Origin of the sequence: Exiguobacterium aurantiacum, assembly GCF_001766415.1 — a bacterium.
Classification (GTDB): Bacteria; Bacillota; Bacilli; order Exiguobacteriales; family Exiguobacteriaceae; genus Exiguobacterium; species Exiguobacterium aurantiacum_A.
Genome location: NZ_MKXO01000001.1, coordinates 571,583 through 594,645 on the forward strand (window position 1 = coordinate 571,583; position 23,063 = coordinate 594,645).

Here is a 23,063-nt window from a genome sequence, read left to right on the forward strand (position 1 = left end):
ACGCTTCACTCCTTCTATTCAATCGAGCCACGCTTCAATCGCCGTCAAATAATCGATGGCTGGAAGGGCTCGTGTTGGAACTTCGATTGCCTCTTGTTCAATATATGCGAGCGGGATCGACTTACGTCCCGTCTCTCGCTGCTCCCACCAGTGTAATAATTGCTCCGTTGATAACACATATTGCGTATTATAGCGGCTAAACCGGATGATGACAAAACAAATCCCTCCGTGACGCTCACACTCGCGCATGTGATTGATTTGATGGTCATGAAAGTTTCCGAGCGGGAACGACGTTTTATTGTTCGTCTCTTTCGCTTCAAAATCAATGTATTTCCCGCGATAGACCCCGTTGTAGTCGGTCGTCGAGGCTTGCTTAAAATACGCCTCGGTCACTTTGGCCGCGCTCCGTTTCGGGTAATCGACTTTGACGATTTGAAGTGGAGTCGGTTTTTTATGAATGACCGCTTTTCCGTGGAGTCGATAAAACTCGTTCGTATCGTTCAGAAGCGTCTCTAAATTCATGCCTCGATTCGCATACGTTGGCGGACTGGACTTTGCCGGCATCTCGGCCGCTCTCGGTTTCTTCCCGTTTGGATAATGGAACAATGTCGTCACCCCTAATTACTAGTTTAACAGGTTGATCCACTCGTTCCTTCCGTCTGAAGTCTGATTGTCGAGTTATGTCGCTCGACTCCTCCGTGGATTTTCCGCAATCCATATCGTACCAAACTCCCGTATGTTAAACTAGTGTGTAGTGCATTGTGTATTCAAATTGACACGACCTTGTTATTGTGTCATTGAATACTTTTCTACAATAGGTCCTCTACTTATTAACCGAAATGTGAACAGGCTAAACGCTGATTGACGAGACTTTAAAAAAGTAAGCGATCGAGAGCGTTTCGCGAGGACTGGAAATAAACTAGGCGGCTTGGAATCCACATCCCTAAGCCCTGTTGGAGGAGTAAGATGGAGACACAAAAGAAGTATGTCATGTTCGTCGATGAGACAGGTACACCAAAAGGCAACACCCAGTTCAACTTGACCGGGGTATTGATGGAATACAAGTATGCGATTGACGCCGATGAGGCTGGAATGCCGTGCGAATTGAAGCGACGCTTACAAGCGTTCAAACGAGATGTCTTCAAAACGGAAAATATTCCACTGCATTTAAAAGAAATTTTAAAGGCCGAGCATCCATATGGAAAAGACGATGGGATCACAATCGATATGCTCCGTGATTTTTGGAACAAACTCCCAGACTTCTTGCGCGATATCAATTGCACGATCGTCAGTGTCGAGGTCGATAAACAGAAGCTTCACGATTTCTACTCGACGCCGAAAGACCCTTATGTCGTCGCTTTCGCCCATTTGATGAAATCGTTTTATGCATTTTTGGAAGAGACGGAAGCTGTCAGCGCCCGTGTCGTCCTCGAGTCGCGCGACGATTATCAGAACCTGCTCATTCAAAAAGCATTTTTCGATATCTTCAACTCCGGGACGGTCCATCTCGACGTCGAGAAGAGCAGACAAAAAATCAAAGGATTCATCTTCTCAGAGAAACAAAGCACGATCTATCAATCTGGTCTTGAAATCGCTGACCTCGTCTGCCTGCCGCTCTCGCGCGTGCGCCGCGGCGTGATCGAAGTGAAACCACGGTTCGTCCATTATGGGGATGAAAACCGAATCTTCAAAGCCATCAAGGACAAGATTTACATTCGTAAAGACAGTCCAGACCAAGATTTCCGCAACTGGGGCTTCAAAAAAGTCCCGATCACGAAAAAACGTCGCGAATGGAGCGACCATCCCTGGAACCATTAAAAATCGCCTCGTAGCCATCTACGAGGCGATTTTTTTATGAATTCGTCGCTTGTTGCGACTTCATCCGCTTCTTGCCTTCGCGGCACATATGCAAGAGCGGGCACGTCTCGCAGCCGGGCCGTTGTGCCTTGCAGTGATACCGTCCGAAAAAGATGAACTGGTGGTGGAGCTGCGACCAGTCTTCACGGGGAAACTTCTTCATGAGCGTGTCTTCGACTTGACGGACGTTGTCTTTCCAACGGCAGATGCCGAGCCGTTTGGACACACGCTCGACGTGGGTATCGACCGCGAACGCCGGTTCATGAAAGGCGACCGACAACACGACGTTCGCCGTCTTGCGCCCGACTCCAGGCAGCGCCTCGAGTGATTCCCGGTCGTCCGGGACGATCCCTCCGTGCAGATCAAGAATTCGCATCGACAGCGCTTTGACGTTTTTGGCCTTGTTTCGAAACAGACCGATTCGTTTAATGAGCGACTCGATTTCCGCTACGTCAGCCGCAGCCATCGCCTCGACCGTCGGGAACGCCTCGAACAGTCCAGGCGTCACTTGGTTGACGAGCGCGTCCGTCGCCTGCGCGGACAGCGCCACGGCGATGACGAGTTCGAACGGGTTGCGGTGGGTCAGCTCACAATGGGCGTCCGGGAACATTTGCCGCATCGTCTCCGAGATTTCGTTCAATTGAGCTCTCGTCAACATCACTTTTTCCTCCGTTGATACTCGACCAAGTCTTCAAGTGACTCGACTTTATGGTCTTGCCAGACGCTCAAGATTTTATCCATGTACTTGAAGTTCCGGACGTTACGTAGTTTCGCCTCGCGGAGCGCGGCCAAGATGAGTTCTTCACTGAAACCGTCTTCGGTCAACCAGCCGACGATTTGCTCGATCTCAAACGGCGTGATCGTCCCGAACTCCCGCTCGAACGTATGGATGAGGTTCTCGTTTAGCGACTGCGTATTTTTTTCAGGGGCGCCGTCTTCTTCGAGTGCTTGGAAAAGAGGGAGCAGACTGTAACGCTCCACTTCCGCCGACGCATCGATGGCGACGAGCTCTTTTTGCAGCAGCCCGAGCAGAACAGAGCGTGCCTCGCTCTCGGGAACGTTCATCCGGTCGCCGAGCTCGCTCGGAAGCGGCATCTCGATGCCTTCTCCCGTCAACTCCAACAAGTGGACGACGAGACAAAACTCGACCGGGTTGAGATTGAGACGACGTGCATCGGTGAACAGCTTCCTCGGAACGACGACCGGACTTTGTTCAAACAGCTTGATCAGATTATGTGCATCCATGTCGCACATCCTTTCTAGACAAATCAATCGGGGAAGACAATTAGTCATCCCCGATTGGCGATTATGGGTGAATTCGGTTCAATAGACGTGGGAACGGAATCGCTTCACGGATGTGTTCGATTCCGCTGATCCAAGCGACGGTCCGCTCAAGACCGAGCCCGAAGCCCGAGTGTGGGACCGAGCCGTACTTACGCAACTCAAGATACCAGTCATACGCATCGGTCTCATCAAGTCCTTCTTTGACGATCTCTTCTTTCAAGCGGTCGTAGTCGTCTTCACGCTGCGAACCGCCGATGATCTCGCCGTAACCTTCAGGTGCGATCAAATCGGCACAAAGGACGAGTTCAGGGTTCTCTGGATCGACTTTCATGTAGAACGGCTTGATTTCTTTCGGCCAATGGGTGATGAACACCGGCAAATCATGCGCGTTGGCGATCGCCGTCTCGTGCGGCGCCCCGAAGTCATCCCCGTACTCGATGTCATCGAAGCCTTCTTCTTTCAAGAACTTGATCGCGTCCGTATAACGAATACGTGGGAACGGCGCTTGAACTTTTTCAAGTTTTTCCAAGTCGCGTCCGAGCAACTCAAGCTCGTTCCGGCAATGGTCAAGCGCTGACTTCGCGATGTACGATACGTAACGCTCTTGCAGATCAAGACTCATATCATGGTCGAAGAATGCCATCTCCGGCTCGATCATCCAAAACTCGATCAAGTGGCGACGTGTCTTCGATTTTTCAGCGCGGAACGTCGGACCGAACGAGAACACTTTGCCGAGCGCCATCGCTGCGGCTTCCATATATAACTGACCTGTTTGCGACAAGTAGGCTGGCTGACCGAAGTAGTCCGTCTCGAACAACTCCGTCGTTCCTTCCGGCGCGCTCGACGTGATGATCGGCGGATCGATCTTGACGAATCCTTCTTGGTTATAGAACTCGTATGTGGCCCGGATCAATTCGTTCCGGACTTTCATGATCGCGTGCTGGCGACGCGACCGGAGCCAGAGGTGACGGTTGTCCATCAAGAACTCCGTCCCGTGTTCTTTCGGCGTGATCGGATAGTCGATCGATTCCGAGATTACTTCCATCGCTGTCACTTCGAGTTCGAAGCCGAGCGGCGTCCGGCCGCCGTCCGATTTGACGTTACCCGTCACCCAGACTGACGTCTCTTGCGTCACGCCTTTTGCGAGGGCGAACAGTTCTTCCGCGACTTCTGCTTTGACGACGACGGCTTGGGCGAACCCGCTCCCGTCCCGGAGTTGAAGGAAGGCGATTTTACCACTCGAACGTTTGTTGGCGATCCAGGCACCGACCCGGACCGATTGTCCTTCATAATCTTTAAATTGGCTAATTGAAATAGTTGTCATGTTCATATCCATCCTTTCGCTTATCGAGCGCTACTCTTGATAAAGTTTTCCACTCGATCGAGCGCTTCTAGTACTCGCTTCAATTCTGTTGCATAAGACAAGCGGACGTAATCATCCTGCCCAAAGCCCGATCCCGGCACGAGCGCGACGAATGCTTCACCGAGCACTGCTTCGCACCATGCGTCGACCGAGTCGTAGCCGCTCATCGACGCGGCTTGTTTGGCGTTGGCGTATAAGTAGAATGCCCCTTGCGGTTTTAGGCACGTGATGCCTGGTATGTTGATCAATCGCTCATAGACGATCTCAAGGCGCTCTTCAAATGAGACCCGCATCATCTCGACATCATCTTGCGAGCCGTTGTACGCCTCGACGGCCGCCGCTTGGGCGATCGACGTCGGATTCGACGTCGAGTGCGATGCGAGGTTCGTCATCGCTTCGATGATCGTCTTGTCTCCGATCGCGTACCCGATGCGCCACCCGGTCATCGCATGTGACTTCGAGACCCCGTTGATGATGATCGTCCGCTCACGCATGTCAGGAAGCGTGGCGATCGAGACGAACTCGCTATCGCCATAGATGAGCTTCTCATAGATTTCGTCACTGACGACGAGCAGGTCGTGGCGCTTGACGACTTCGGCGAGTGCGACCAACTCTGACTCCGTATAGATCATACCGGTCGGGTTGGACGGGCTGTTCAAGATGACCGCTTTCGTCCGGTCTGTGATGGCGGCTTCAAGTGACTCTGGCGTCAGTTTGAACGTCGTCGCCTCGGTCGTCTCCACATAGACCGGGACACCGTCGGCAAGTTTCACTTGTTCCGGATAACTCACCCAATACGGGACCGGGATGATGACTTCATCACCTTCGTCGAGAATCGCTTGGAACAAGGCGTATAACGCATGTTTCGCCCCTGAGGCGACCATGACCTCGTTACGCTCGAACGTGAGGTCGCTGTCGCGTTTCGTCTTCTCGATGATGGCATCTTTTAAAGCGACCGTTCCGCCTGAAGGCGTATACTTCGTATCGCCGTCACGTGCAGCCTTGCATGCGGCCTCAATAATTCGTTCAGGCGTATTGAAGTCCGGCTCACCGGCCCCGAGTCCGATGACGTCTTGTCCCGAAGCTTTCAATGCTTTCGCTTTCGCCGTGATCGCGAGCGTCGTCGAAGGTGTTAACTGTTTTACACGTCTTGCCAATAGATGTTCCATCGATATCCTCCTCTAATCTCGTTCAGTTCGAATCCGCCAGTTGGACCCGTCTTATAAAGTCTCCGGTTTGAAGCGTGTAATAGGAATACGTATACGTCGCCCCTGATTTCGTCACGACTTCGATGAGCGCCCGCTCGTCAAACCCGTACTTACAACTGACGAGCGTACCACCGGTCTCCTCGAGCGAATCGGCACAGACTTTATCTAAGTCGACCGACTCGATCTCACGCGTCTCGATCGGTTGCTTACTGTCGACCGGCACGAACAGGACGCGGTCCGTCTCCTCGAAGACGACGTACGGTTCCGTCCCGTTAAAGAGCTCAGCCCGTTCGATCCGGACCGTCGGCTGTTCGGCCTCAAGACGATCGCGCGCTTCCGCGATCATGTTTTGTTTTGTCCGTTCCGTATGACCGACCGTGAACCAATAAATCCCACTAAACACGATGACGACACCGATGAGTGCCGTCATAAGAGCAACCACTACTTTTGTCTTCCGCGTCATTCTGTCCGATAGATGGTGAACACCATCTCTTCTTTCTTCGGATCATTCACTTTTTTCTCTAGTGCAAGACCGAACATCAAATCTTGGCTCTTCAGTGTACGATTCAATAGGTCGACGATTTTGTACACGTCTGCCGTCGGCTCGATCCGAACGGTCGCGAGCGTCTCAATATTCGAATTCATGTTTACTCCTCCTTCAAAACACTATACCCATCATTATAAAGCGATAATTTCACGCTGCCTAGCGTTATCTCTGATTTCCTAGAGTCGTCTCTTCTTTCTCATCTAAAAACAGTTCGAGCTCGGCCAGTGACGTCTCGAGCGATCCTTCGATCCGGTCGACAGCCGGTAGACTATTGAGAAACTGTTTCCCGTAACGCGTCGTCTCGACACGGCGGTCGAAGACGAAGATAGCGCCGTAATCCTCTTTCGAGCGAATGAGGCGACCGACGCCTTGTTTGAAGCGGATGACCGCTTGCGGAAGTGACAGTTCGAAAAACGACGACTTCCCGGTCGCTTCAATTTTTTCGGACCGCGCCTGAATGACCGGTTGGTCGGGTGGGGCGAACGGGAGACGCACGATGACGAGGCAGGTGAGCGCTTCGCCCGGGATATCGACCCCTTCCCAGAAGCTGGCCGTCCCGAACAAAATCGACTGATCGATTCGTTTGAACTGCTTCGTCAAACGGCTGCGCGAGCCGCCGCTGACGCCTTGGGCAAGCAACGTATACGCGTCGTCTAGCTGATGTCTCACCGCCTCGTGCGTCAAACGTAACAGCTCGTTCGACGTGAACAAGACGAGCATGCGTCCTTTCGTCACGTTGGCAATCCGGGCAATCGAAGCGGCGATTTGATCGACGAAATGCGGTAACGGCACTTCGTTGATCAACGGGATGTCTGACGGGACGAACAATTTCGCCTGTTTCTTGAAGTCAAACGGCGAAGCGAGGACGACCCGTCTCACGTCCTGCCCGTCGAGACCGAGCCTGCGCTCGATAAAGCCGAAGCGACCGGACACGGTCATCGTCGCCGACGTCAAAATCGTTGGCCGTTTCGCAAACAAGCGCTCATGGAGCAACGGCCCGATTTCGACAGGTTGCGTATAGACCGAGGTCAATTTGCGGTTGGCCAAGTTCAACTCGACCCAACTGACAGCGTCGTCGTCGCGGGTGAGCATCGTTTCATACAGCACGCTCTCAATCTCCCGCACGTCACCGATGAACGCCTTCAAGTCACCGATCACGGCGCGTTGCTTGAACGTCATATGCTCTTTATGCTCATCGAGAAGACGAAGCATCTGCCGGAGCGACATCCTAAGCGTCCGTAAACGGTTCTCAAGCCGCTTCGCCACTTCACGGATCGGTCGGAACACGTCACCTTCCCGTTCGAAGCGAACGGTTTGCCGTTGATCTTTTTTCTTGCCGAGCGACTGGAGCGCCGTCAACAGGTCGTCTAGTTCGACATCGACTTGGGCTAACGCCTGGTCGGTCTCTTTACTGAACGCTTCCGTCTCTTCGGACACGGACGTCAAGTCGGCAAGTTGCAGCAGCCGGGAATGGAACTTTCCGTCGGCCCCGTAGCCGAACCATTTGAATAAGCGATCGAACTGGATCGCGTCGAACGTGACGCCGAAATGATGCGAGGCGACCTCTTCGACTTGGTGCGCCTCGTCCAAGATGAGCGGCGTGTCGGTCGGGAGAATCCCGGCCTGATGCTGCAGATCCGAGAAGAGCAACGCGTGATTCGTGACGATAATGTCCGCCTCTTTCGAACGCAGGACGGCCCGCGTGAAGAAGTCACGGCTATACCAAGGATCGAAGCGGCCGAAGTCCGTTGCCGCGTCGGCTTGAATGAGCCGTTTGAACGAAGCCGGTCCTTGTGTCGCAGCTCCAGGGAGTGACAACTCTTCCAAGTCCCCTGTCTCCGTCTCGGTCAACCAGACGAGCACCATCGCCTTGCACATCGCCGAGAGCATCCCGTCATTCGTCTCCTCGAGCACCATCTCAAACTTCCGGAGATCGATATAGTTGCGTCTTCCTTTCAAAAGCGTGAACTCGATTTCCGGGAAGATGGCTTTTAAGATCGGCAAGTCCCGGTTGAGCAGCTGTTCTTGTAATTGGATCGTATGCGTGCTGACGACGACCGGGCGTTTCGTCTCAAGGGCGTGATGCGCGCTCGGGATCAAGTAGGCTAACGTCTTGCCTGTGCCGGTCCCGGCCTCGATGAGAAGCGTCGCCTCATCGTCGAGTGCCTTATAGACGTGCCGCATCATCTCGAATTGACTTTGTCTCGGTTCGAATTGGTCGAACAGTGACGGAAGCGTCTCTTCGATCGTCCGATGAAGAAACGGTTCGAACGGTTCGCGCTCGACCGCCGGCTCAAACGAATCAGTCAGGCGACGGAGTGCGATTTTCCGGTGGATATCGTACGTCGTCTCGTCATCTGGCCGAATACCGATCTCGACGATGAGATCATCGAGCAACGGCTCGATGTTGCTCGTCCACGACTCGGACAGACGGCGCAACTGTTTTAGCGTCACGACCGGTAGCGTCCGCAGACGATTGAGTTGTTGAATAAACAACTCCGCGGTCGCCTCGGCGTCGCTGAGGGCGCGGTGCGCGTCCGTGTGCACTAAGTCGAACGTGTCGGCGAGCGACTCGAGCGCGTGGCTTTCAAGTGTCGGATACAAGATGCGCGCGAGTTCGACCGTATCGATGGCCCGCCCTTGGAAAGGTAAATATCCTGCCAGTTCTAAACTCTCATTTAAAAAATTCAAATCAAACGAAACGTTGTGGGCAACGAACACTCGCCCATCTAACATCTTCCAAATATCAGGGATAACGTCTTCAAACGTCGGAGCAGACGCCACATCCTGATCTGTTATCGTCGTCAACTGCGTGATAAAAGGAGGGATTGGACGACTCGGTCGAATCAACGTACTGTAGCGCTCAATCACTTCACTACCTTGTACGACCACCGCCGCGAATTCAATCAGTTCATCGCCGGATTTGACGGAATGACCGGTCGTCTCTAAATCCACTATCACATAAGTGTCCATAACATCCATCCCATCTTCGGCACGCTCGTGCTTTCTGTCTCTTTCTGTCTGTCTCATCTTACCATAGAACGATGCACGAAAAAACGGGGTTGCCTCTAAGGGCATCCCCGCTCTGTTCATAGAATCGTATGTGCGATTTCTTCGTACAACAGTTGATCGACTTCGTTGCGATCGTTCAACACCGCAACTTTCGGACGATGCGATCTCGCCTCTTCAGCCGTCATCTGACCATAGGCCATGATGATGACGACATCGCCGACTTGGAAATGGCGGGCCGCTGCCCCGTTTAGGCAGATGACACCTGAACCGCGCTCACCCTTGATGACGTATGTCTCAATGCGGGCGCCGTTATGGTTGTTCGTGATGTGGACGTGCTCATTTTCCATAATCCCGACCGCGTCCATCAAATCCTCATCGATTGTAATCGAGCCGACGTAGTGTAAATTCGCCTCGGTCACGGTCGCCTTGTGTAGCTTGGCGTGCATAAATGTTCGAATCATTTGATTCACCCTCTCTTCCAAATCGTATTATCAATCAAGCGGGCGCGTTCAAACTGCACCGCCACTGCAATCAACAGTTCTGTCGACGAGTCTGTCACTTGCGAAAGCGTCGGATAGTCGACTAGTTCGACATAGTCGATCGTACTGTTCGGGATTGCCGACAGCCGTTCGACGAGCCGTTCTTGTACCGACGTGATCGCGTCCCCTTCAGTCAACGCGTCACGCGCCTCGATGAGTGCTCGATTGATGTCGCTCGCGTCAATCCGTTCCGTTTCAGACAAGTAGACGTTACGCGACGACTTGGCGAGTCCCGAGTCCTCACGAATGATCGGACAGCGGATAATCTCGACCGGCACGAAATAGTCCCGGACGTATCCCTCGATCAGTGCGACTTGTTGGGCGTCCTTCAAGCCGAAGTAAGCACGCGTCGGCCGCACCAAGTTGAACAGTTTTGAGACGACCGTCAACACACCGTCAAAATGACCGGGCCGGCTGGCGCCGCATAAGACGTCAGCTCCGGTACGCACCGTCACGCGCGCCATATCGAGCGGATACATCGTCGCGGTATCCGGATAAAATAGTACGTCTACCCCCGCTTCTCGCGCCAACTGTTCGTCCCGTTCAAAATCTCTCGGATAACGATCGAGGTCTTCATTCGGCCCAAATTGGGTCGGATTGACGAAGATGCTCATGACGACGCGATCATTCTCGCGTTTGGCCGCCTCGACGAGACTCAAGTGTCCTTCATGCAGGTAACCCATCGTCGGCACAAAGCCGACGGTCAACCCGTCGGACAGAGTTTCACGTAACGACATCGGATCGGTGACGATCCTCATGCTTTGCCACCGTACAACGTGTCGAGCAGCGTCTCGTCCATCGTGAACGTGTGGCGTTCGAGCGGGAACGAGCCGTCTTTCGTAGCTTGGACGTAAGAGCCGATGGCACTCGTCGCGACCGCGTTCACGTCGGCGTACGCCTCGACAAATTTCGGGAGACGGTCGACGCCATACTTCAAGACGTCATGATAGACGAGCACTTGGCCGTCGACGTCGGCACCGGCACCAATCCCGATGACCGGGATGTGAAGCGCTTCGGCGATTTTTTTAGCGAGTTGATGCGGCACACACTCGAGAACGAGCATTTTCGCCCCGACCCGTTCGGCCTCGAGGCTGTCGTTGATCAGTTGCTCGGCATCCTCAAGCGACTTCCCTTGGACTTTATAGCCTTCGAGCACGCCGACCGATTGTGGCGTGAGCCCGAGATGGGCGACACACGGCATGCCGACTTTCGTCAATCGTTCGATCGTCTCGAGCACTTCGCCCGCCCCTTCAAGTTTGATGGCGTCGGCGTGTCCGTCTTGGAACAATGTCGCCGCCGCTTGAAGCGTTCGGTCGAAATCACCGTGATACGTCGCGAACGGCATATCGACGACGACGAACGTGTCCTTCGCCCCGCGGCGCACCGCTTTGGCATGGTGGACCATATCATGAATCGTCACCGGGATCGTCGAGTCGTAACCGAGCACGACCATTCCTAGTGAGTCTCCGACAAGAATGATGTCCACTCCCGCCGCTTCGGCCAGTTTCGCCGACGGATAATCGTAAGCGGTCAACATGACCAACTTCTCTTCTTGCTTCATCTTTTTCAATAATGAAGTCATCGTATGCATATGTTCTCCTCCTAAATGTGGAGACAGGAAAGGAAAAACGCCTTCTTACACGATTGGCAAGAAGGCGCACGAAAACGAACTCAAGGTTGAGTGTCCTTCTGTCCCTGTCAAAATGATCAAGGCAGACAATTAACTAAAACGACGGTCTGCAATTCCGGTACACTTCTTGCGATAGCGTCCGACACGTTCATTATAGACCACGAATACGTTTCCATCAATCATTCCAGACTGCGATTTCAGCGGAATAGATGGCTTCGATGGCACCATGACGCTCAAGCAGGAGCGCCCCCTGTTCTGAGATGCCGCGCATGATACCGCGTTTAGACTCCCCCGAGGCGGTCAACGTCACTTCTTCATTCAAATAAGCGGCGTGCTCTAGCCAGTTGTCGCGGACCGGGCCGAACCCGGATTCGAGCAACGCGTCATATTCGGTCTCGAGCTCGGCCAATAGATCGGCGAGCACTTCACTGCGTCGTAACGCGACGCCCGTCTCCAATTTGATCGACGTCGCCCGGTGAACCAAGTCAGTCGGGATCGACTCCGTATTGACGTTCAATCCGAAGCCGAGGATGACGGCTTGGATGCGGTCGCCTTCAGTTTGCATCTCGGTCAAAATCCCGCCGATCTTCTTCCCGTTCACGAGAAGGTCATTCGGCCATTTGATAAATGCCGGGACGCCTTGTTGCCTTAGCGACCGGGCGAAAGCGCTCGCCGCCATGAGCGTCAGCTTCGACGCTTCCCGAATCGGCAGCGCCGGACGAAGGATGATACTAGCTGCGATATTGACGTGGCTCGGGTTGTGCCAACTGCGCCCAAGTTGGCCGCGCCCTGCCGTCTGTTCTTCGCTGATGACGAGCGTCCCCTCAAGCGCCCCTTTTTGGGCGAGTTCGTGGGCGATGCGCTGCGTCGTGTCGACTTGGTCGTAGGCGTAGACGTGTTGCCCGAACCGGCCGTGCCGGAACGAGACGAACGCCGGTTCATCGAGCCGGTCCGTCTGTCCGAACAGTTGATACCCTTTACGCGGGATCGTTTCGATGTCGTAACCGTCTTGTTTTAACGTCTCGATGTGTTTCCAAATAGCGGTACGTGAAATATTTAATTGGCGGGCCAATTCCTGTCCGCTCCACACCGCCCCGTCTTGGAGCAAGTTTAAGACCTTTCCTCTCGTTGAAGCCACATGACCGCCTCCTCTCGTAACGTTTGTTCCTCGTTAGCTAACTCGCCGAGGACGACGCGCCGTTCGAGGTCGGCGAGCAAGTGCTTGATCCGTGCGCCGCTCGCCCCGACCTGAAGCGCATCGCGACCGTCGAACCGGAGCTCCCGCCGTGACTGGATCGGGAGCACACGTTTTAAGGCGTCGGACGATTCCGTGCTCCCGGTCATCCGCAAATACGTCTCGAGCGTCGCTTGAGACGTCTCATATACGGTGAACGTATCGAGCCCGGAGTCGAACAGGTTGGCTAATACGCCCGCTTCCCGCTTCAAGGCGTTCGAACGCTTCCATGGCGAGAGCCAACGGATGTCTCCGGCGTGATAGACGAATAGCGCCCAGCCTCCGACCGCGTTGATTGGTGCCCGTCTGTCAGCGATAACACGATGGACGAGCTGTTTGGACACGTCCGGTAAGTACTGATGGATGCCGAGCTCGACAAGGTCGGTCAGCGCTCGGCGGTAAGCAGGTCCCGTCATCAACTTCTCGAACTCGATGGCGATGCGTTCCATCGCGATGTCTTGCAATTTGTGGCCGAGCGTCCGCGCCGCGTTCCGCACATCATCAGCGAGCGTGAAGTCGAGCTGGGACATGAACCGAAACGCACGCATGATCCGGAGTGCGTCTTCCCCGAACCGTTCGTACGGGCTCCCGACGGTACGGATAATCCGCGCCTCGAGGTCAAGCCGGCCGCCGAACAAGTCGACGACATTGCCGTCATGGAACGCCATCGCGTTCATCGTGAAGTCGCGGCGCAACATGTCCTCTTCGAGCGTGACGCCGAGCGAGACGTGGTCGGGGCGTCGCGAGTCCGAATACGTCCCTTCCGAACGGAACGTCGTCACCTCGAACGGATGATGATCGAGGATGACCGTGACCGTCCCGTGATCGATTCCGGTCGGGACCGATTTCGGGAACAGTTTCATGACGTCTTCCGGGAACAACGACGTCGCGATATCGATGTCGTCGGGAAGCGTGCCGCGCACGTAGTCACGAACGGCACCGCCGACGATGTACGCCTCGCCCCCGTGGTCGTTGATTTTTTTTATGATTTGTTTCGCATACTCCCATTCTGTCATGGGCGCACCACCTGTTCGTATAGTCGTTCATATTGCGTGACGATGTCTTTAGACGCGAACTGTCTCGCTTTCACGAGACCGCCGGCACGCAGTTTCGCATGGAGCGCATCGTCGAGCAAGATCGCTTCGAGCGCGGTCGTGGCCGCTGTGACGTCGCCGCGCGCGACGACAAAACCGTCCACTCCGTCCGTGATCACTTCCGGCAAGCCCCCGGCATCGCTGACGACCGATGGGACGCCTGTCGCTAACGCCTCGAGAGCGACGAGACCGAACGCCTCTTTGTCCGACAACAGAAGATGGACGTCGCTGATCGATAACAACGCCGCGACTTGCTCTTGTTTCCCGGCGAAGATGACACTGTCTTCGAGCGCCATCTCGCTCACGAGTCGACGCATCGCCCCCATGAGCGGTCCGTCACCGACGAGGAGCAACTTCTTGCCCGGGACGCTCATCCGCTGGAACGCCTCGAGCACGAGGTCGATCCGCTTCACTTGTCGGAAGTTCGAGATATGGATGACGACGCGGTCGGCTGCTGACAAGCCGTAACGTTCACGGAGCGACGGCTCGGCTTGCGGCTGATAAACCGATTCGTCGATAAAGTTATGGATGACATCGATCTCAAGGCCTGCATCGATCCGCTCAAGCGTCTCGCGCTTCAAACTGTCGGACACGGCCGTGATCGCGTCCGACTGGCGTAAACCGTACAGGATCGCCGGTTTCAATTCTTCATCTTCCCCGAGCACCGTAATGTCGGTGCCGTGGAGCGTCGAGACGATCGGCGTCTTGCTCTCGGCCATCTCGCGTCCGAGCGCGGCACAAACCGCATGGGGCACCGCATAGTGCGCGTGGATGACGTCGAGGCCGAACGCACGGATGACGCTCGCGATCTTCGAGGCGAGCGTGATATCGTACGGCGGATAGCGGAACACCGAGTACTGGTTGATTTCGACTTGGTGGAACGTGATGTTCGGATGATACGCATTCAACCGGAACGGGATGCTCGACGTGATGAAATGGACGTCGTGCCCCCGGTCGGCGAGTTTCATCCCGAGCTCGGTCGCGAGGATGCCTGAACCTCCGACCGACGGATAACAGAGGACTCCGATACGTAGCTTCATGCGAGCTCACCCGCCCGCGTGACGACGTATGGTTTGACGGTCATGAGCCCTTCGGCGTAGTCCGTGCCGATCAAGCTACCGAAGTGACGGTCGCGCGCGACGACGCGGTCGACGTACGCATCGGTCAATGGTGTGTCGACGCCGTCAACTGGTGTGAATTGACTTGCGTAAGACGTCAACGCGTCCACTTTTTTATCGAGCGTCGCCGTGATGTCGATGCAGACGTCCGGTCGCACGTGGGCGTTGATCATGTATTGATAGACGCTGTCCGGACGGTAAGCCGGGACGTCGGACATATATTTGCGAATCCCGGCGTTGAACAGCGCCTCTTCGACGAGACGGGCGCACGCCCCGTGGTCGGGATGGCGGTCGACGCCGTACGGATAGAGCAGATGCGTCGGTCGTTCGGTCCGGATCAAGCGGACGAGCGCTTCAATTTGGTCGGCTGTCCCGAGCAGGCCACGGTCAGGGAAACCGAGATTGATGCGACGGACGCCAAGAATTCTATCGGCTGTCGCCGCTTCCTGTGCCCGCGTGACGACATCGCCGTTCGACGACAGTTCGGCCCGCGTCAAATCGACGTACAGGACGGGGATGCGATCACCCGTCCACTGGGCCGTCATGCCGGCGATGCCGATTTCGATATCGTCCGGATGGGCCCCGATTGCTACTATTTTCATAAAAAATCACCTCTTCTGTGAAAAGTATATCGGACTCACTGTCGAATGTCATATGTTCAGGGTAGGCAATCCACAGGTTTTTCGAGTACGCTTATGGATGGGAGGTGAACCACATGACGGTACAATTACCGATTCGGTTTCGCAATATATTCTTTATTCTCATCGGTTCATTCATTTTTGCATTCGGCGTGTTTCATTTTAACGTCCAAAACAACTTGGCCGAAGGCGGTTTCACCGGGATCACGTTGATTCTGCGCGGCTTGTTCGGTTGGTCGCCATCGATCACGAACTTGGCGCTCAATCTGCCGCTCTTCTTCGTCAGCTACAAGCTGCTCGGGCGGACGACGTTCATCTATACGCTCGTCGGGACGTTCAGCTTTTCGCTCTGGTATGGGCTGATCGCCAAGTACTCGAACCTCGTCATCGATTTGACCGATGACATGGTGCTCGCGAGTTTATTCGCCGGTCTGTTCATCGGCGTCGGTCTCGGCATCATTTTCAACAACGGCGGGACGACCGGGGGCATCGATATTATCGCTCGCCTCGTCCAACGTTACGTCGGTTGGTCGATCGGCAAGACGTTCCTCGTGTTCGACTTTTTCGTCATCGTCCTCAGTTTGACGTATCTCGACATCCGCGAGGCGATGTATACGCTCCTTGCCGTCTATATCGGCGCCCGCGTCATCGATTCGATGCAGGAAGGCACATATGCCGGTAAGGCCGCGATGATCATCAGCGACCACCGGACCGCCATCGCCGACGGCATCCACGCGACGATGAACCGCGGGACGACCCGTCTGCTCGCGAAAGGCGGCTATTCGAATAAAGAGCTCGAAGTGATTTACGTCGTCGTCGGACGCAACGAGGTCAACCGCCTCAAGACGATCGTCAAACAGATCGACCCGCACGCTTTCGTCACGTTCCATCACGTATACGAAGTCGGCGGCGAAGGGTTCACGTTCGACGAGAATCGCGTACCGCTCAAATAAAAAAGACGAACACATCCCTAATTTGGAGATGTGTTCGTCTTTTTTGTGCGGACGCCCTCTCTATCGTTCGATCCGTTTAATTTCAAAGTAAAGGGCACCGCCCGGCGAATCGATACTAGCCGTCTCCCCGACTCGTTTTCCGATCAAGCCGCTTCCGAGCGGGGACGAGACCGAGATCGTCCCGTTCGCCAAATCAGCCTCGAGCTCACCGACGATCCGATACGTCTCGTCCTCACCGTCCGGCAGTTCCCGGATCCATACCTCCACTCCGAAACCGACGCGATCCGTTGGCGCATCATCCTCGATCATCGCGTCGGCAAGCACGCGCTCGAGTTCAACAATTTTCGCCTCGATGCGCTCCTGTTCCCGGATCGCCTCAAAGTACGTCACGTCTTCTCTAAAGTCACAAAATTTGCGCGCCGTCTTCACTCGTTCGAGCGCCTCGCTCCGACCGCTTCCGCGGAGTGCCTCGAGTTGTTCGATGAGACGAAGACGGCCTGACTTCGTCAACTGTGGTTTTGCCATACAATTCCCCTCCTCATACAAAAAAATCCCGTCAGTCGACGGGATCGATTCTATTCATCGCGTGGCATAAAGACGATCAGTGCGAGACGGATCAGTTCGGCAACCGCGACAAGTGTCGCTGCGACATAAGTCCAAGCAGCCGCGTTCAACACTTTACGGGCACCTGACTCTTCCGTCGCGGTCACGATCCCGTGGCTCGTCAGTTCGGCCATGGCGCGTTTCGAGGCGTCAAATTCGACCGGGAGCGTGACAAGTTGGAACAAGACCGCCCCGAGCATCATGACGACACCGAGCTGGGCAAGTCCCATCGCACCTAAGAGGAAACCTCCTATGAGCAGCGGGAACGACAAGTTTGACGTGATGTTCACGACCGGCACGAGCCGATGGCGGACACGCATCATCTTATAGTCCGTCGCGTCTTGGACGACGTGACCGATCTCATGGGCCGCGATCGCTGCCGACGAGATCGTTGATCCTTGATACACTTCGCGCGACAAGCGGACGACTTTATGCGTCGGGTCGTAATGGTCACTCATCAAACCGTCGACCATCTCGATGCGGACATCGTGCACACCGTTTTGTTTCATGATGAAGTCAGCGACTTGAGCGCCGGTGACACCGCTTTGAAGTGGTTGTTGTAAAAACTTTTTGTACGTACTTTTCACTCGCATCTGGGCCCATAACGGGATGAGCATGATCAGCGCGAGATAGAAAATATAGCCACCTAATGACATTTTCTATATCACCTCTGCGTATATTTGATATCTCGATTTTACATTCTTATGAACTTATTATCAAGCGAAGCGCGCAGGATGAGTCGGTATCCCACAAAAAAACATATTCCCGTCAACCAGAACGACCCGTAGCCGATCCACATAATATGCTCGGCGAGCGACGGATAACGCGGCCATTGTCCGAGCACGTAGTCGACGACGTCGTTATGGATGACCCAGATGAGCGTCAAGACGAACGATGACACGGTCCAACGCATGAACGGGGCGTATAGAAACGCTTGGACCGCCATCGCACCGTGAGACAGCATGAGCATGACGGCCATGAGCACGATGAACGTGTCCGCGTCGTCTCCTAGCTTCATGAGGAACAAGACGTTCATGACGACGGCCCAGACCCCGTATTTGACGAGTGTGATGAAGGCGAGTGTCTCGATGAGTGGTGAACTTTTTTTGAGCAGCCACAGCGCCAGGACGATTGTGAAAAATAGTGACGCCGTCGGGCTGTCCGGTACGAACGGCCAATAGATGAGCGGCGTGTCGCGAAGCTGCGGTTCATACCAGACGTATCCGTAAATCGTGCCGAGCAGATTGACGATGAAGAGGAATGTTAACACGGCTTTATGTTTTAGAAAGGGAAGCAACAGCGTATAGTTCATGAAATCATTCCGTCCTTTTTTTCTTTATTGTAGCTTGCGTGACCGATAAGTAAAAGAGTGTAGCCCGTAGGGGACTACACTCGATTGCTTACTGGTTATTTTCGCCGCCTTCACCGTATGAGGCGAGGAACTCGGACATGGCTTGGAGGTCTTCATCCGAACCGTCCCACTGACCGGCCGGCATCGTGCCGACACCGTTGACCGCGATCTCCGCGATCTCTTCAGCCGTGTAGGCCGTTCCGATGAGTCCTGGAGCTGCCGCCCCGCCCTCGAGGTTTTGACCGTGGCAGTTCACACAAGACTGGGCTGCATAAATCTCATAGCCAGGTGCGGCTGTGTCGATTTCCGGACCTTCACCCGGTACGACTAAGATTCCTTGCTCATGAACTTGATCCCAATGCGTCGTTTGAACAGATTCCCACGTCAAGTACATGATCGAGAGAATCCCGAGCAGCATGAAGCTGATCGCGACCGGTCGTTTGGCCGGCCTGCGCTCGATTCCTTGGTCGAGCCACGGTGCGATCAAGAGCGCCGTGAACGCGACCCCAGGCAAGATGACCGTTCCAAGAAGGATCCAGTCCCCCGCCGCGAATTGATACTTGAGCAATTGATACAAGAACAAGAAATACCAGTCCGGTAACGGAATGTATGACGTGTTCGTTGGATCGGCGATGTTTTGGAGCGGTGCTGCCTCGACGATCGTCAAGGCGATGAATCCGATCAAGAAGACCGAACCGACCATCCACTCTTTAAGCAAGAAGTTCGGCCAGAACGCTTCTGTGCGTCCTGGATATTCAGAATAGTCTTTTGCAATATTTTGTTTCCGATTCCCGATTCCTACTCGAGAGTCGGTTACAAATTTCATCCCTTTACCGCGATGCATATCGTTTCTCCTCCTTTTTGTCTTCGAATCGGCTTATAGCGGTCCAGATATTCCTTGTTTACGAATCATCAGGAAGTGGGCTCCGAGGAGTCCGAACAAGGCCGCCGGTAAGAAGAAGACGTGAATGGCGAAGAAGTTCGTGAGCGTCCGTGCCCCGACGATCTCACCACCGGCGAGAAGGGTCTTGGCGATTCCACCAATGACAGGAACACTTTCGGCAATTTGAAGCGTAACTTTCGTTGCGAACAACGCTTTCATATCCCAAGGTAACAAGTAACCTGTAAGACCGAGCGCCAAGACGACGAAGAACAAGAGGACTCCGACGACCCAGTTGAGTTCGCGTGGTTTCTTATACGACCCGGTGAAGAACACGCGGAGCGTGTGTAAGAACAACATGACGATCGCGACCGATGCGCCCCAATGGTGCATCCCACGAACGATTTGTCCGTGTGCGATTTCGTTCTGTAAGTAATACACCGATGCGTGGGCATTGATGATATCTGGAACGTAGTACATCGTCAAGAACATCCCTGACAGAATTTGAATCACGACCGTGAAAAATGTCAGACCGCCGAAGCAATAAACAAATGCTGAAAAGTGATGGGCAGGGTTGACGTGTTCCGGTACTTCATGGTCAGCGATGTCGCGCCATAACGGCGTGATGTCGACGCGTTCATCGACCCAATCATAAATTTTTTGTAACATCGACTATTTCCCCCTCTCACAACTGTGCGACTGGACTGCCTAAGTATAGGAAGCCGTCTTTTTCTTCTTTTTCATAGCGTGCCAGCGGTGATGTCGGAGGTGTACCCGGAATGTTCGTTCCGTCTTTTTCGTAACGCCCGAAGTGACACGGACAGAAAAATTCTGACGGTCTTGTCGGATCTCCACCATAACCTACTTGACAGCCAAGATGCGTACAGATAGGAGAGAGTGCGATTATTTCACCGTTCTCGTCTTTGAACACCCATGCTGAAAGTGTTTCTTCAAATTCATACCAAGCATCTTGCGTTTGTTTTTTAAAGTCGACACGTTGCGGCTCAGTCGTGATGTCGTCAAGACTCATGACCTTCACTTTGTCGCCCGCACCCGATTTTTTCAAGACCGGATCGATCGCAAAGTTGACCATCGGACTGATCAATGTTGCCGCCATAAAGCCACCTACACCAGTTAACGTATACGTTAAGAACTGACGGCGTGTGACTTTTGACCCATTTTGAGCCATTTGGTTCCCCCCTCATTCGTGTGCATAACCCCATAATTCTTTATGCATTCTTCACAAAAATTTCTCACTCACCAAAATAGTATATCAATAAAACCTCTACGTCAACCGCTTCATGTCGCCATCCAACGGCCCGAAAGCTCTGTAATGACTTGCGTCGCAAAATTTTGGACCATCGTGTGCGACTGCTCCCCCGACATGCCTTTCAAGGCAAGCGGCGGAACGAATATGACCGGTAACTCGAACGCTTTGAAGCGAACGTCTGAAGAGATGAACAACACGTGGGCAAACCCGGCCGTCGTTGCTTTTGTCATGACTGCGCGTGCAAGTTCATACCCGGCCTCGACATCGAGATAGCTAAGCGTCGGATTCAGCATCGTCCGTCCAGACAGCTGTCGTTCGGTTTCAAGCGCCACCGCTTGGACGACCTCGTAGCTTTCGGCTTTACGCACCATCTCCTCATCAAACGCCAGTTCGACGAGTGGGACGATGAGCGTATCGACGTATTGGCGTTCGGTCAGCGATTTCAACGCATCCATGCCATCGAACCTCATCTTCCTCCTCCTCTCTTTAGAAGACATACATCATCATGTCCATTGTAGCGTACCTACATTCGCTTCCTCTCGAAAGTTATGAACGAAATGTGAAATTATTGTGTATTCCTACGTCATTAATATACCAAAAAACAAGCGCTTCCCATAACGGAAGCGCTTGTTTTTTCTAAAATAATTTCGATGCTCTCACTTGATGAAGTTTGCTCGTCAAATTACGAAACAGCTTCTCGTCCCGGCGATCAAGCGCCTCGTCGATCTCGACGAGCAGACGCTCTTCCTCGAACTGGGCGACCGATGCTCGAATGACCGTCTGGGCCGAGTTCGTCACTTCGTCTTTAATCTCGGCGACAGGCTCAAACGGATTGAGCTCGACGATGTCGATCCAACTCTCATCAATCATCATCCCTTGAAAGTTTAGTTCGACATAAATCGTCCCGTCGTGGAGCCGAATGTCATGGTACGCCTTTTCCGGATTGACCGTGATGAGGTCACCTCGTCGGTAACGGAACGGTTCCCCTTCGAAGCCGTACGCCGTCATGACGAGGCTGCGCGGTGAAACCGAGGCGTTCGTCACGAAATGAACGTTCCCAAGTTTTTCAGGATGTCTAAGCCAATAATCAATGATCCATTTGGCCTCTCGCTTACGAAGCGTATGATGAGCGAGGAATCGCTTTAAAAAATTCTTTTTCCGCTCGACCATATGACCCCATCTCCTTTATATTGATTAATCGCGATCCGTCAACAAGTCGATCCGCTCTTCAAGAATTTGGCGGTCGATCATATCCACGGTGAGCGCAAGCGTTTGCTCGAGCACACGCTGCGCCTTGTCACGCTGTCCTTCTTCTACCAATAGTGTAGCCCATTCAGTCGAAAATGACACGTCCTCTTTATAAACTTGTTCGATCGAGGTGTATAGATTGACGGCCTGCTCATAGTCCTCGAGTTCATAGGCGGCTTTCGCCTTGTACCACGTCATGAGCGTCGACGTCGAGTGCTCCTCGAGCGCATCGATCGTCTCGAGCACGGCTTCCATGTCTCCCGCTTCGAACAAGATTGACAACAGCAGTTCGGTCGCTTGAAGCGATTCCGGGTTCAAGGCGAGCGCTTCGCGAAGTTCATTGACCGCTTCGTCTGTGCGGCCTTGCTTCAAGAACAGCTTCGCTTTGACAGTGCGCAGCTCATCGTTATAGTCGTCACGGTCGATCCCTTGATCGATCACTTCGAGCGCTTCATCGATGCGACCGAGTTCCTCGAGCGCTTCCGTATACGGCAAGTAAAGCGATGTAAAGTCAGGGTCCATCAAGCGGAGCTCTTCGAACTGTTTGATGGCGACCTCATCACGCCCGATACGGTGGGCCGTCATCGCATGTCCGAACACGGTGTTCAGATTGCGGTTCTCTGTCTTCTCGAATTCATCGAGCGCTTCTTCGAACGAGCCGATCATCGTCAGTGCTTCGGCGTAATCGGCTTGATAGTCGAGCTCTTCGGGCAATCGCAAGTGCGGTAAGCGCGCATAGAGCGGTACCGCCTGTTCAAACGAACCGATCGAGGCGTATAGTTCGGCCAGCCCATAGACGAGAAGCGGCTCGTCTGGATTCGCCTGTAACGCTTCCATCAATTTTTTGACCGCGACTTCGTCAAGTCCTTGTGATTGATACAAATCAGCTAACAAGACGAGACTTCTCATGTGCGCCTCTTTGTCGCTCGCATCGATCGTTTCAAGGACGGCAATCGCTTCTTCTTCCCGGTCGCTGTCGAGATACGCTTCAGCGAGCGACAGCGCCACGTGCGGGTTGCCCGCGTAGTCGACATACAGTGCTGCTAGTAAATTCACAGCCCGGTCGGCGAGGCCAAGTTCGAGATACAAGTCGGCAATCGCCAACCGATCTTCGTCCGAGCCTTCTGTCTCAAGCGCTTCGAGGTGCGCCAAGGCGTGCTCGGTCTCGCCTTTTTCGAGCATCTCGATTATATGGTTTAACACTGATTCGTCTAACATAATTAATTTCCTCCTA

At 53.9% G+C, this 23,063-nt stretch carries 26 protein-coding genes; 2 read left to right on the forward strand and 24 right to left on the reverse strand.

Translation table 11 applies throughout. The annotated features are described in order from the left end of the window. Positions 1-18: 18 nt before the first annotated feature. On the reverse strand, positions 19-615 hold the full coding sequence (gene recU / locus BJU60_RS02940) for a Holliday junction resolvase RecU (RefSeq protein ID WP_083273961.1): 597 nt from the start codon (positions 613-615) through the stop codon (positions 19-21). 351 nt (positions 616-966) lie between these two features. On the opposite strand from recU, the gene BJU60_RS02945 reads away from it, so the two are divergent. Beyond that, positions 967-1,818, forward strand: a complete 852-nt coding sequence (locus BJU60_RS02945; RefSeq protein WP_083273962.1) for a DUF3800 domain-containing protein — start codon at positions 967-969, stop codon at positions 1,816-1,818. A 34-nt stretch (positions 1,819-1,852) separates the two neighbouring features. On the opposite strand, the gene nth is transcribed toward BJU60_RS02945, so the two are convergent. The 14 genes from nth to bshB1 form a co-directional block, all read right to left on the reverse strand. Beyond that, entirely contained in the window at positions 1,853-2,515 is a 663-nt protein-coding gene (gene nth / locus BJU60_RS02950) for an endonuclease III (RefSeq protein ID WP_070327408.1), read from the reverse strand. Then, the gene (locus BJU60_RS02955; protein WP_070327409.1) at positions 2,515-3,102 is read right to left on the reverse strand and encodes a DnaD domain-containing protein; all 588 of its coding nucleotides are present in this window, start codon (positions 3,100-3,102) and stop codon (positions 2,515-2,517) included. Before BJU60_RS02955 ends, nth begins: the two co-directional genes overlap by 1 nt. A 61-nt stretch (positions 3,103-3,163) precedes the next feature. Further along, entirely contained in the window at positions 3,164-4,465 is a 1,302-nt protein-coding gene (asnS, locus tag BJU60_RS02960) for an asparagine--tRNA ligase (protein WP_070327410.1), read from the reverse strand. Between the two features lie 20 nt (positions 4,466-4,485). Next, positions 4,486-5,673: a pyridoxal phosphate-dependent aminotransferase gene (locus BJU60_RS02965; RefSeq protein ID WP_070327411.1), complete on the reverse strand. Its 1,188-nt coding sequence runs from the start codon at positions 5,671-5,673 to the stop codon at positions 4,486-4,488. A gap of 22 nt (positions 5,674-5,695) precedes the next feature. After that, positions 5,696-6,175 (reverse strand): hypothetical protein, encoded by a 480-nt coding sequence (locus tag BJU60_RS02970; protein WP_070327412.1) that lies wholly within the window; start codon positions 6,173-6,175, stop codon positions 5,696-5,698. After that, positions 6,172-6,357 carry a YpmA family protein gene (locus tag BJU60_RS02975; protein WP_016509977.1) on the reverse strand — a complete coding sequence of 62 codons (186 nt, stop codon included), beginning with the start codon at positions 6,355-6,357 and terminating at the stop codon, positions 6,172-6,174. Before BJU60_RS02975 ends, BJU60_RS02970 begins: the two co-directional genes overlap by 4 nt. Positions 6,358-6,421: 64 nt before the next feature. After that, entirely contained in the window at positions 6,422-9,289 is a 2,868-nt protein-coding gene (gene dinG, locus BJU60_RS02980; protein ID WP_236633387.1) for an ATP-dependent DNA helicase DinG, read from the reverse strand. A gap of 59 nt (positions 9,290-9,348) precedes the next feature. Then, positions 9,349-9,732 carry an aspartate 1-decarboxylase gene (gene panD / locus BJU60_RS02985; protein WP_070327414.1) on the reverse strand — a complete coding sequence of 128 codons (384 nt, stop codon included), beginning with the start codon at positions 9,730-9,732 and terminating at the stop codon, positions 9,349-9,351. 5 nt (positions 9,733-9,737) lie between these two features. Next, positions 9,738-10,568 carry a pantoate--beta-alanine ligase gene (panC, locus tag BJU60_RS02990; RefSeq protein WP_070327415.1) on the reverse strand — a complete coding sequence of 277 codons (831 nt, stop codon included), beginning with the start codon at positions 10,566-10,568 and terminating at the stop codon, positions 9,738-9,740. Then, positions 10,565-11,401 (reverse strand): 3-methyl-2-oxobutanoate hydroxymethyltransferase, encoded by an 837-nt coding sequence (gene panB / locus BJU60_RS02995; protein WP_070327416.1) that lies wholly within the window; start codon positions 11,399-11,401, stop codon positions 10,565-10,567. The genes panC and panB overlap by 4 nt, the downstream gene beginning before the upstream one ends. 214 nt (positions 11,402-11,615) lie before the next feature. Continuing rightward, entirely contained in the window at positions 11,616-12,578 is a 963-nt protein-coding gene (locus tag BJU60_RS03000; protein ID WP_070327417.1) for a biotin--[acetyl-CoA-carboxylase] ligase, read from the reverse strand. Further along, positions 12,551-13,690 (reverse strand): CCA tRNA nucleotidyltransferase, encoded by a 1,140-nt coding sequence (locus BJU60_RS03005; RefSeq protein WP_070327418.1) that lies wholly within the window; start codon positions 13,688-13,690, stop codon positions 12,551-12,553. The genes BJU60_RS03000 and BJU60_RS03005 overlap by 28 nt, the downstream gene beginning before the upstream one ends. Then, the gene (gene bshA / locus BJU60_RS03010; protein WP_070327419.1) at positions 13,687-14,808 is read right to left on the reverse strand and encodes an N-acetyl-alpha-D-glucosaminyl L-malate synthase BshA; all 1,122 of its coding nucleotides are present in this window, start codon (positions 14,806-14,808) and stop codon (positions 13,687-13,689) included. Before bshA ends, BJU60_RS03005 begins: the two co-directional genes overlap by 4 nt. After that, on the reverse strand, positions 14,805-15,488 hold the full coding sequence (bshB1, locus tag BJU60_RS03015; protein ID WP_070327420.1) for a bacillithiol biosynthesis deacetylase BshB1: 684 nt from the start codon (positions 15,486-15,488) through the stop codon (positions 14,805-14,807). Before bshB1 ends, bshA begins: the two co-directional genes overlap by 4 nt. 113 nt (positions 15,489-15,601) lie before the next feature. On the opposite strand from bshB1, the gene BJU60_RS03020 reads away from it, so the two are divergent. Further along, positions 15,602-16,477, forward strand: coding sequence for a YitT family protein (locus BJU60_RS03020; protein ID WP_016509982.1), 876 nt, complete (start codon positions 15,602-15,604; stop codon positions 16,475-16,477). Between the two features lie 60 nt (positions 16,478-16,537). Here BJU60_RS03020 and BJU60_RS03025 read toward each other — a convergent pair whose 3' ends face one another. The 9 genes from BJU60_RS03025 to BJU60_RS03065 all read right to left on the reverse strand — a co-directional run bounded on the left by BJU60_RS03025 (position 16,538) and on the right by BJU60_RS03065 (position 23,047). Further along, on the reverse strand, positions 16,538-17,002 hold the full coding sequence (locus BJU60_RS03025; protein ID WP_070327421.1) for a GreA/GreB family elongation factor: 465 nt from the start codon (positions 17,000-17,002) through the stop codon (positions 16,538-16,540). 50 nt (positions 17,003-17,052) lie between these two features. Next, positions 17,053-17,736, reverse strand: coding sequence for a zinc metallopeptidase (locus BJU60_RS03030; RefSeq protein WP_070327422.1), 684 nt, complete (start codon positions 17,734-17,736; stop codon positions 17,053-17,055). Between the two features lie 38 nt (positions 17,737-17,774). Continuing rightward, positions 17,775-18,392 (reverse strand): DUF1405 domain-containing protein, encoded by a 618-nt coding sequence (locus tag BJU60_RS03035; RefSeq protein WP_070327423.1) that lies wholly within the window; start codon positions 18,390-18,392, stop codon positions 17,775-17,777. Between the two features lie 88 nt (positions 18,393-18,480). Next, positions 18,481-19,275, reverse strand: coding sequence for a menaquinol-cytochrome c reductase cytochrome b/c subunit (locus tag BJU60_RS03040; protein ID WP_070327424.1), 795 nt, complete (start codon positions 19,273-19,275; stop codon positions 18,481-18,483). A gap of 33 nt (positions 19,276-19,308) precedes the next feature. Then, positions 19,309-19,980: a menaquinol-cytochrome c reductase cytochrome b subunit gene (gene qcrB, locus BJU60_RS03045; protein ID WP_016509980.1), complete on the reverse strand. Its 672-nt coding sequence runs from the start codon at positions 19,978-19,980 to the stop codon at positions 19,309-19,311. A gap of 16 nt (positions 19,981-19,996) precedes the next feature. Then, complete coding sequence (locus BJU60_RS03050) at positions 19,997-20,500, reverse strand: ubiquinol-cytochrome c reductase iron-sulfur subunit (RefSeq protein ID WP_070327425.1); 504 nt, start codon at positions 20,498-20,500, stop codon at positions 19,997-19,999. 110 nt (positions 20,501-20,610) lie between these two features. Beyond that, entirely contained in the window at positions 20,611-21,051 is a 441-nt protein-coding gene (locus BJU60_RS03055) for a DUF2487 family protein (RefSeq protein WP_070327426.1), read from the reverse strand. A 166-nt stretch (positions 21,052-21,217) separates the two neighbouring features. Continuing rightward, positions 21,218-21,751, reverse strand: coding sequence for a ReoY family proteolytic degradation factor (locus BJU60_RS03060; protein WP_016509965.1), 534 nt, complete (start codon positions 21,749-21,751; stop codon positions 21,218-21,220). Between the two features lie 24 nt (positions 21,752-21,775). Next, entirely contained in the window at positions 21,776-23,047 is a 1,272-nt protein-coding gene (locus BJU60_RS03065; protein ID WP_070327427.1) for a tetratricopeptide repeat protein, read from the reverse strand. Positions 23,048-23,063 lie beyond the last annotated feature (16 nt).

Excerpts from the sequence above, each read along its gene's own strand:
- BJU60_RS02945 (WP_083273962.1), top strand. The coding sequence starts at position 967 with ATGGAGACACAAAAGAAGTATGTCATGTTCGTCGATGAGACAGGTACA.
- nth (WP_070327408.1), bottom strand. The coding sequence starts at position 2,515 with ATGTTGACGAGAGCTCAATTGAACGAAATCTCGGAGACGATGCGGCAA.
- BJU60_RS02955 (WP_070327409.1), bottom strand. The coding sequence starts at position 3,102 with ATGGATGCACATAATCTGATCAAGCTGTTTGAACAAAGTCCGGTCGTC.
- asnS (WP_070327410.1), bottom strand. The coding sequence starts at position 4,465 with ATGACAACTATTTCAATTAGCCAATTTAAAGATTATGAAGGACAATCG.
- BJU60_RS02965 (WP_070327411.1), bottom strand. The coding sequence starts at position 5,673 with ATGGAACATCTATTGGCAAGACGTGTAAAACAGTTAACACCTTCGACG.
- BJU60_RS02970 (WP_070327412.1), bottom strand. The coding sequence starts at position 6,175 with ATGACGCGGAAGACAAAAGTAGTGGTTGCTCTTATGACGGCACTCATC.
- BJU60_RS02975 (WP_016509977.1), bottom strand. The coding sequence starts at position 6,357 with ATGAATTCGAATATTGAGACGCTCGCGACCGTTCGGATCGAGCCGACG.
- dinG (WP_236633387.1), bottom strand. The coding sequence starts at position 9,289 with ATGAGACAGACAGAAAGAGACAGAAAGCACGAGCGTGCCGAAGATGGG.
- panD (WP_070327414.1), bottom strand. The coding sequence starts at position 9,732 with ATGATTCGAACATTTATGCACGCCAAGCTACACAAGGCGACCGTGACC.
- panC (WP_070327415.1), bottom strand. The coding sequence starts at position 10,568 with ATGAGGATCGTCACCGATCCGATGTCGTTACGTGAAACTCTGTCCGAC.
- panB (WP_070327416.1), bottom strand. The coding sequence starts at position 11,401 with ATGCATACGATGACTTCATTATTGAAAAAGATGAAGCAAGAAGAGAAG.
- BJU60_RS03005 (WP_070327418.1), bottom strand. The coding sequence starts at position 13,690 with ATGACAGAATGGGAGTATGCGAAACAAATCATAAAAAAAATCAACGAC.
- bshA (WP_070327419.1), bottom strand. The coding sequence starts at position 14,808 with ATGAAGCTACGTATCGGAGTCCTCTGTTATCCGTCGGTCGGAGGTTCA.
- bshB1 (WP_070327420.1), bottom strand. The coding sequence starts at position 15,488 with ATGAAAATAGTAGCAATCGGGGCCCATCCGGACGATATCGAAATCGGC.
- BJU60_RS03020 (WP_016509982.1), top strand. The coding sequence starts at position 15,602 with ATGACGGTACAATTACCGATTCGGTTTCGCAATATATTCTTTATTCTC.
- BJU60_RS03025 (WP_070327421.1), bottom strand. The coding sequence starts at position 17,002 with ATGGCAAAACCACAGTTGACGAAGTCAGGCCGTCTTCGTCTCATCGAA.
- BJU60_RS03030 (WP_070327422.1), bottom strand. The coding sequence starts at position 17,736 with ATGTCATTAGGTGGCTATATTTTCTATCTCGCGCTGATCATGCTCATC.
- BJU60_RS03035 (WP_070327423.1), bottom strand. The coding sequence starts at position 18,392 with ATGAACTATACGCTGTTGCTTCCCTTTCTAAAACATAAAGCCGTGTTA.
- BJU60_RS03040 (WP_070327424.1), bottom strand. The coding sequence starts at position 19,275 with ATGCATCGCGGTAAAGGGATGAAATTTGTAACCGACTCTCGAGTAGGA.
- qcrB (WP_016509980.1), bottom strand. The coding sequence starts at position 19,980 with ATGTTACAAAAAATTTATGATTGGGTCGATGAACGCGTCGACATCACG.
- BJU60_RS03050 (WP_070327425.1), bottom strand. The coding sequence starts at position 20,500 with ATGGCTCAAAATGGGTCAAAAGTCACACGCCGTCAGTTCTTAACGTAT.
- BJU60_RS03055 (WP_070327426.1), bottom strand. The coding sequence starts at position 21,051 with ATGAGGTTCGATGGCATGGATGCGTTGAAATCGCTGACCGAACGCCAA.
- BJU60_RS03060 (WP_016509965.1), bottom strand. The coding sequence starts at position 21,751 with ATGGTCGAGCGGAAAAAGAATTTTTTAAAGCGATTCCTCGCTCATCAT.
- BJU60_RS03065 (WP_070327427.1), bottom strand. The coding sequence starts at position 23,047 with ATGTTAGACGAATCAGTGTTAAACCATATAATCGAGATGCTCGAAAAA.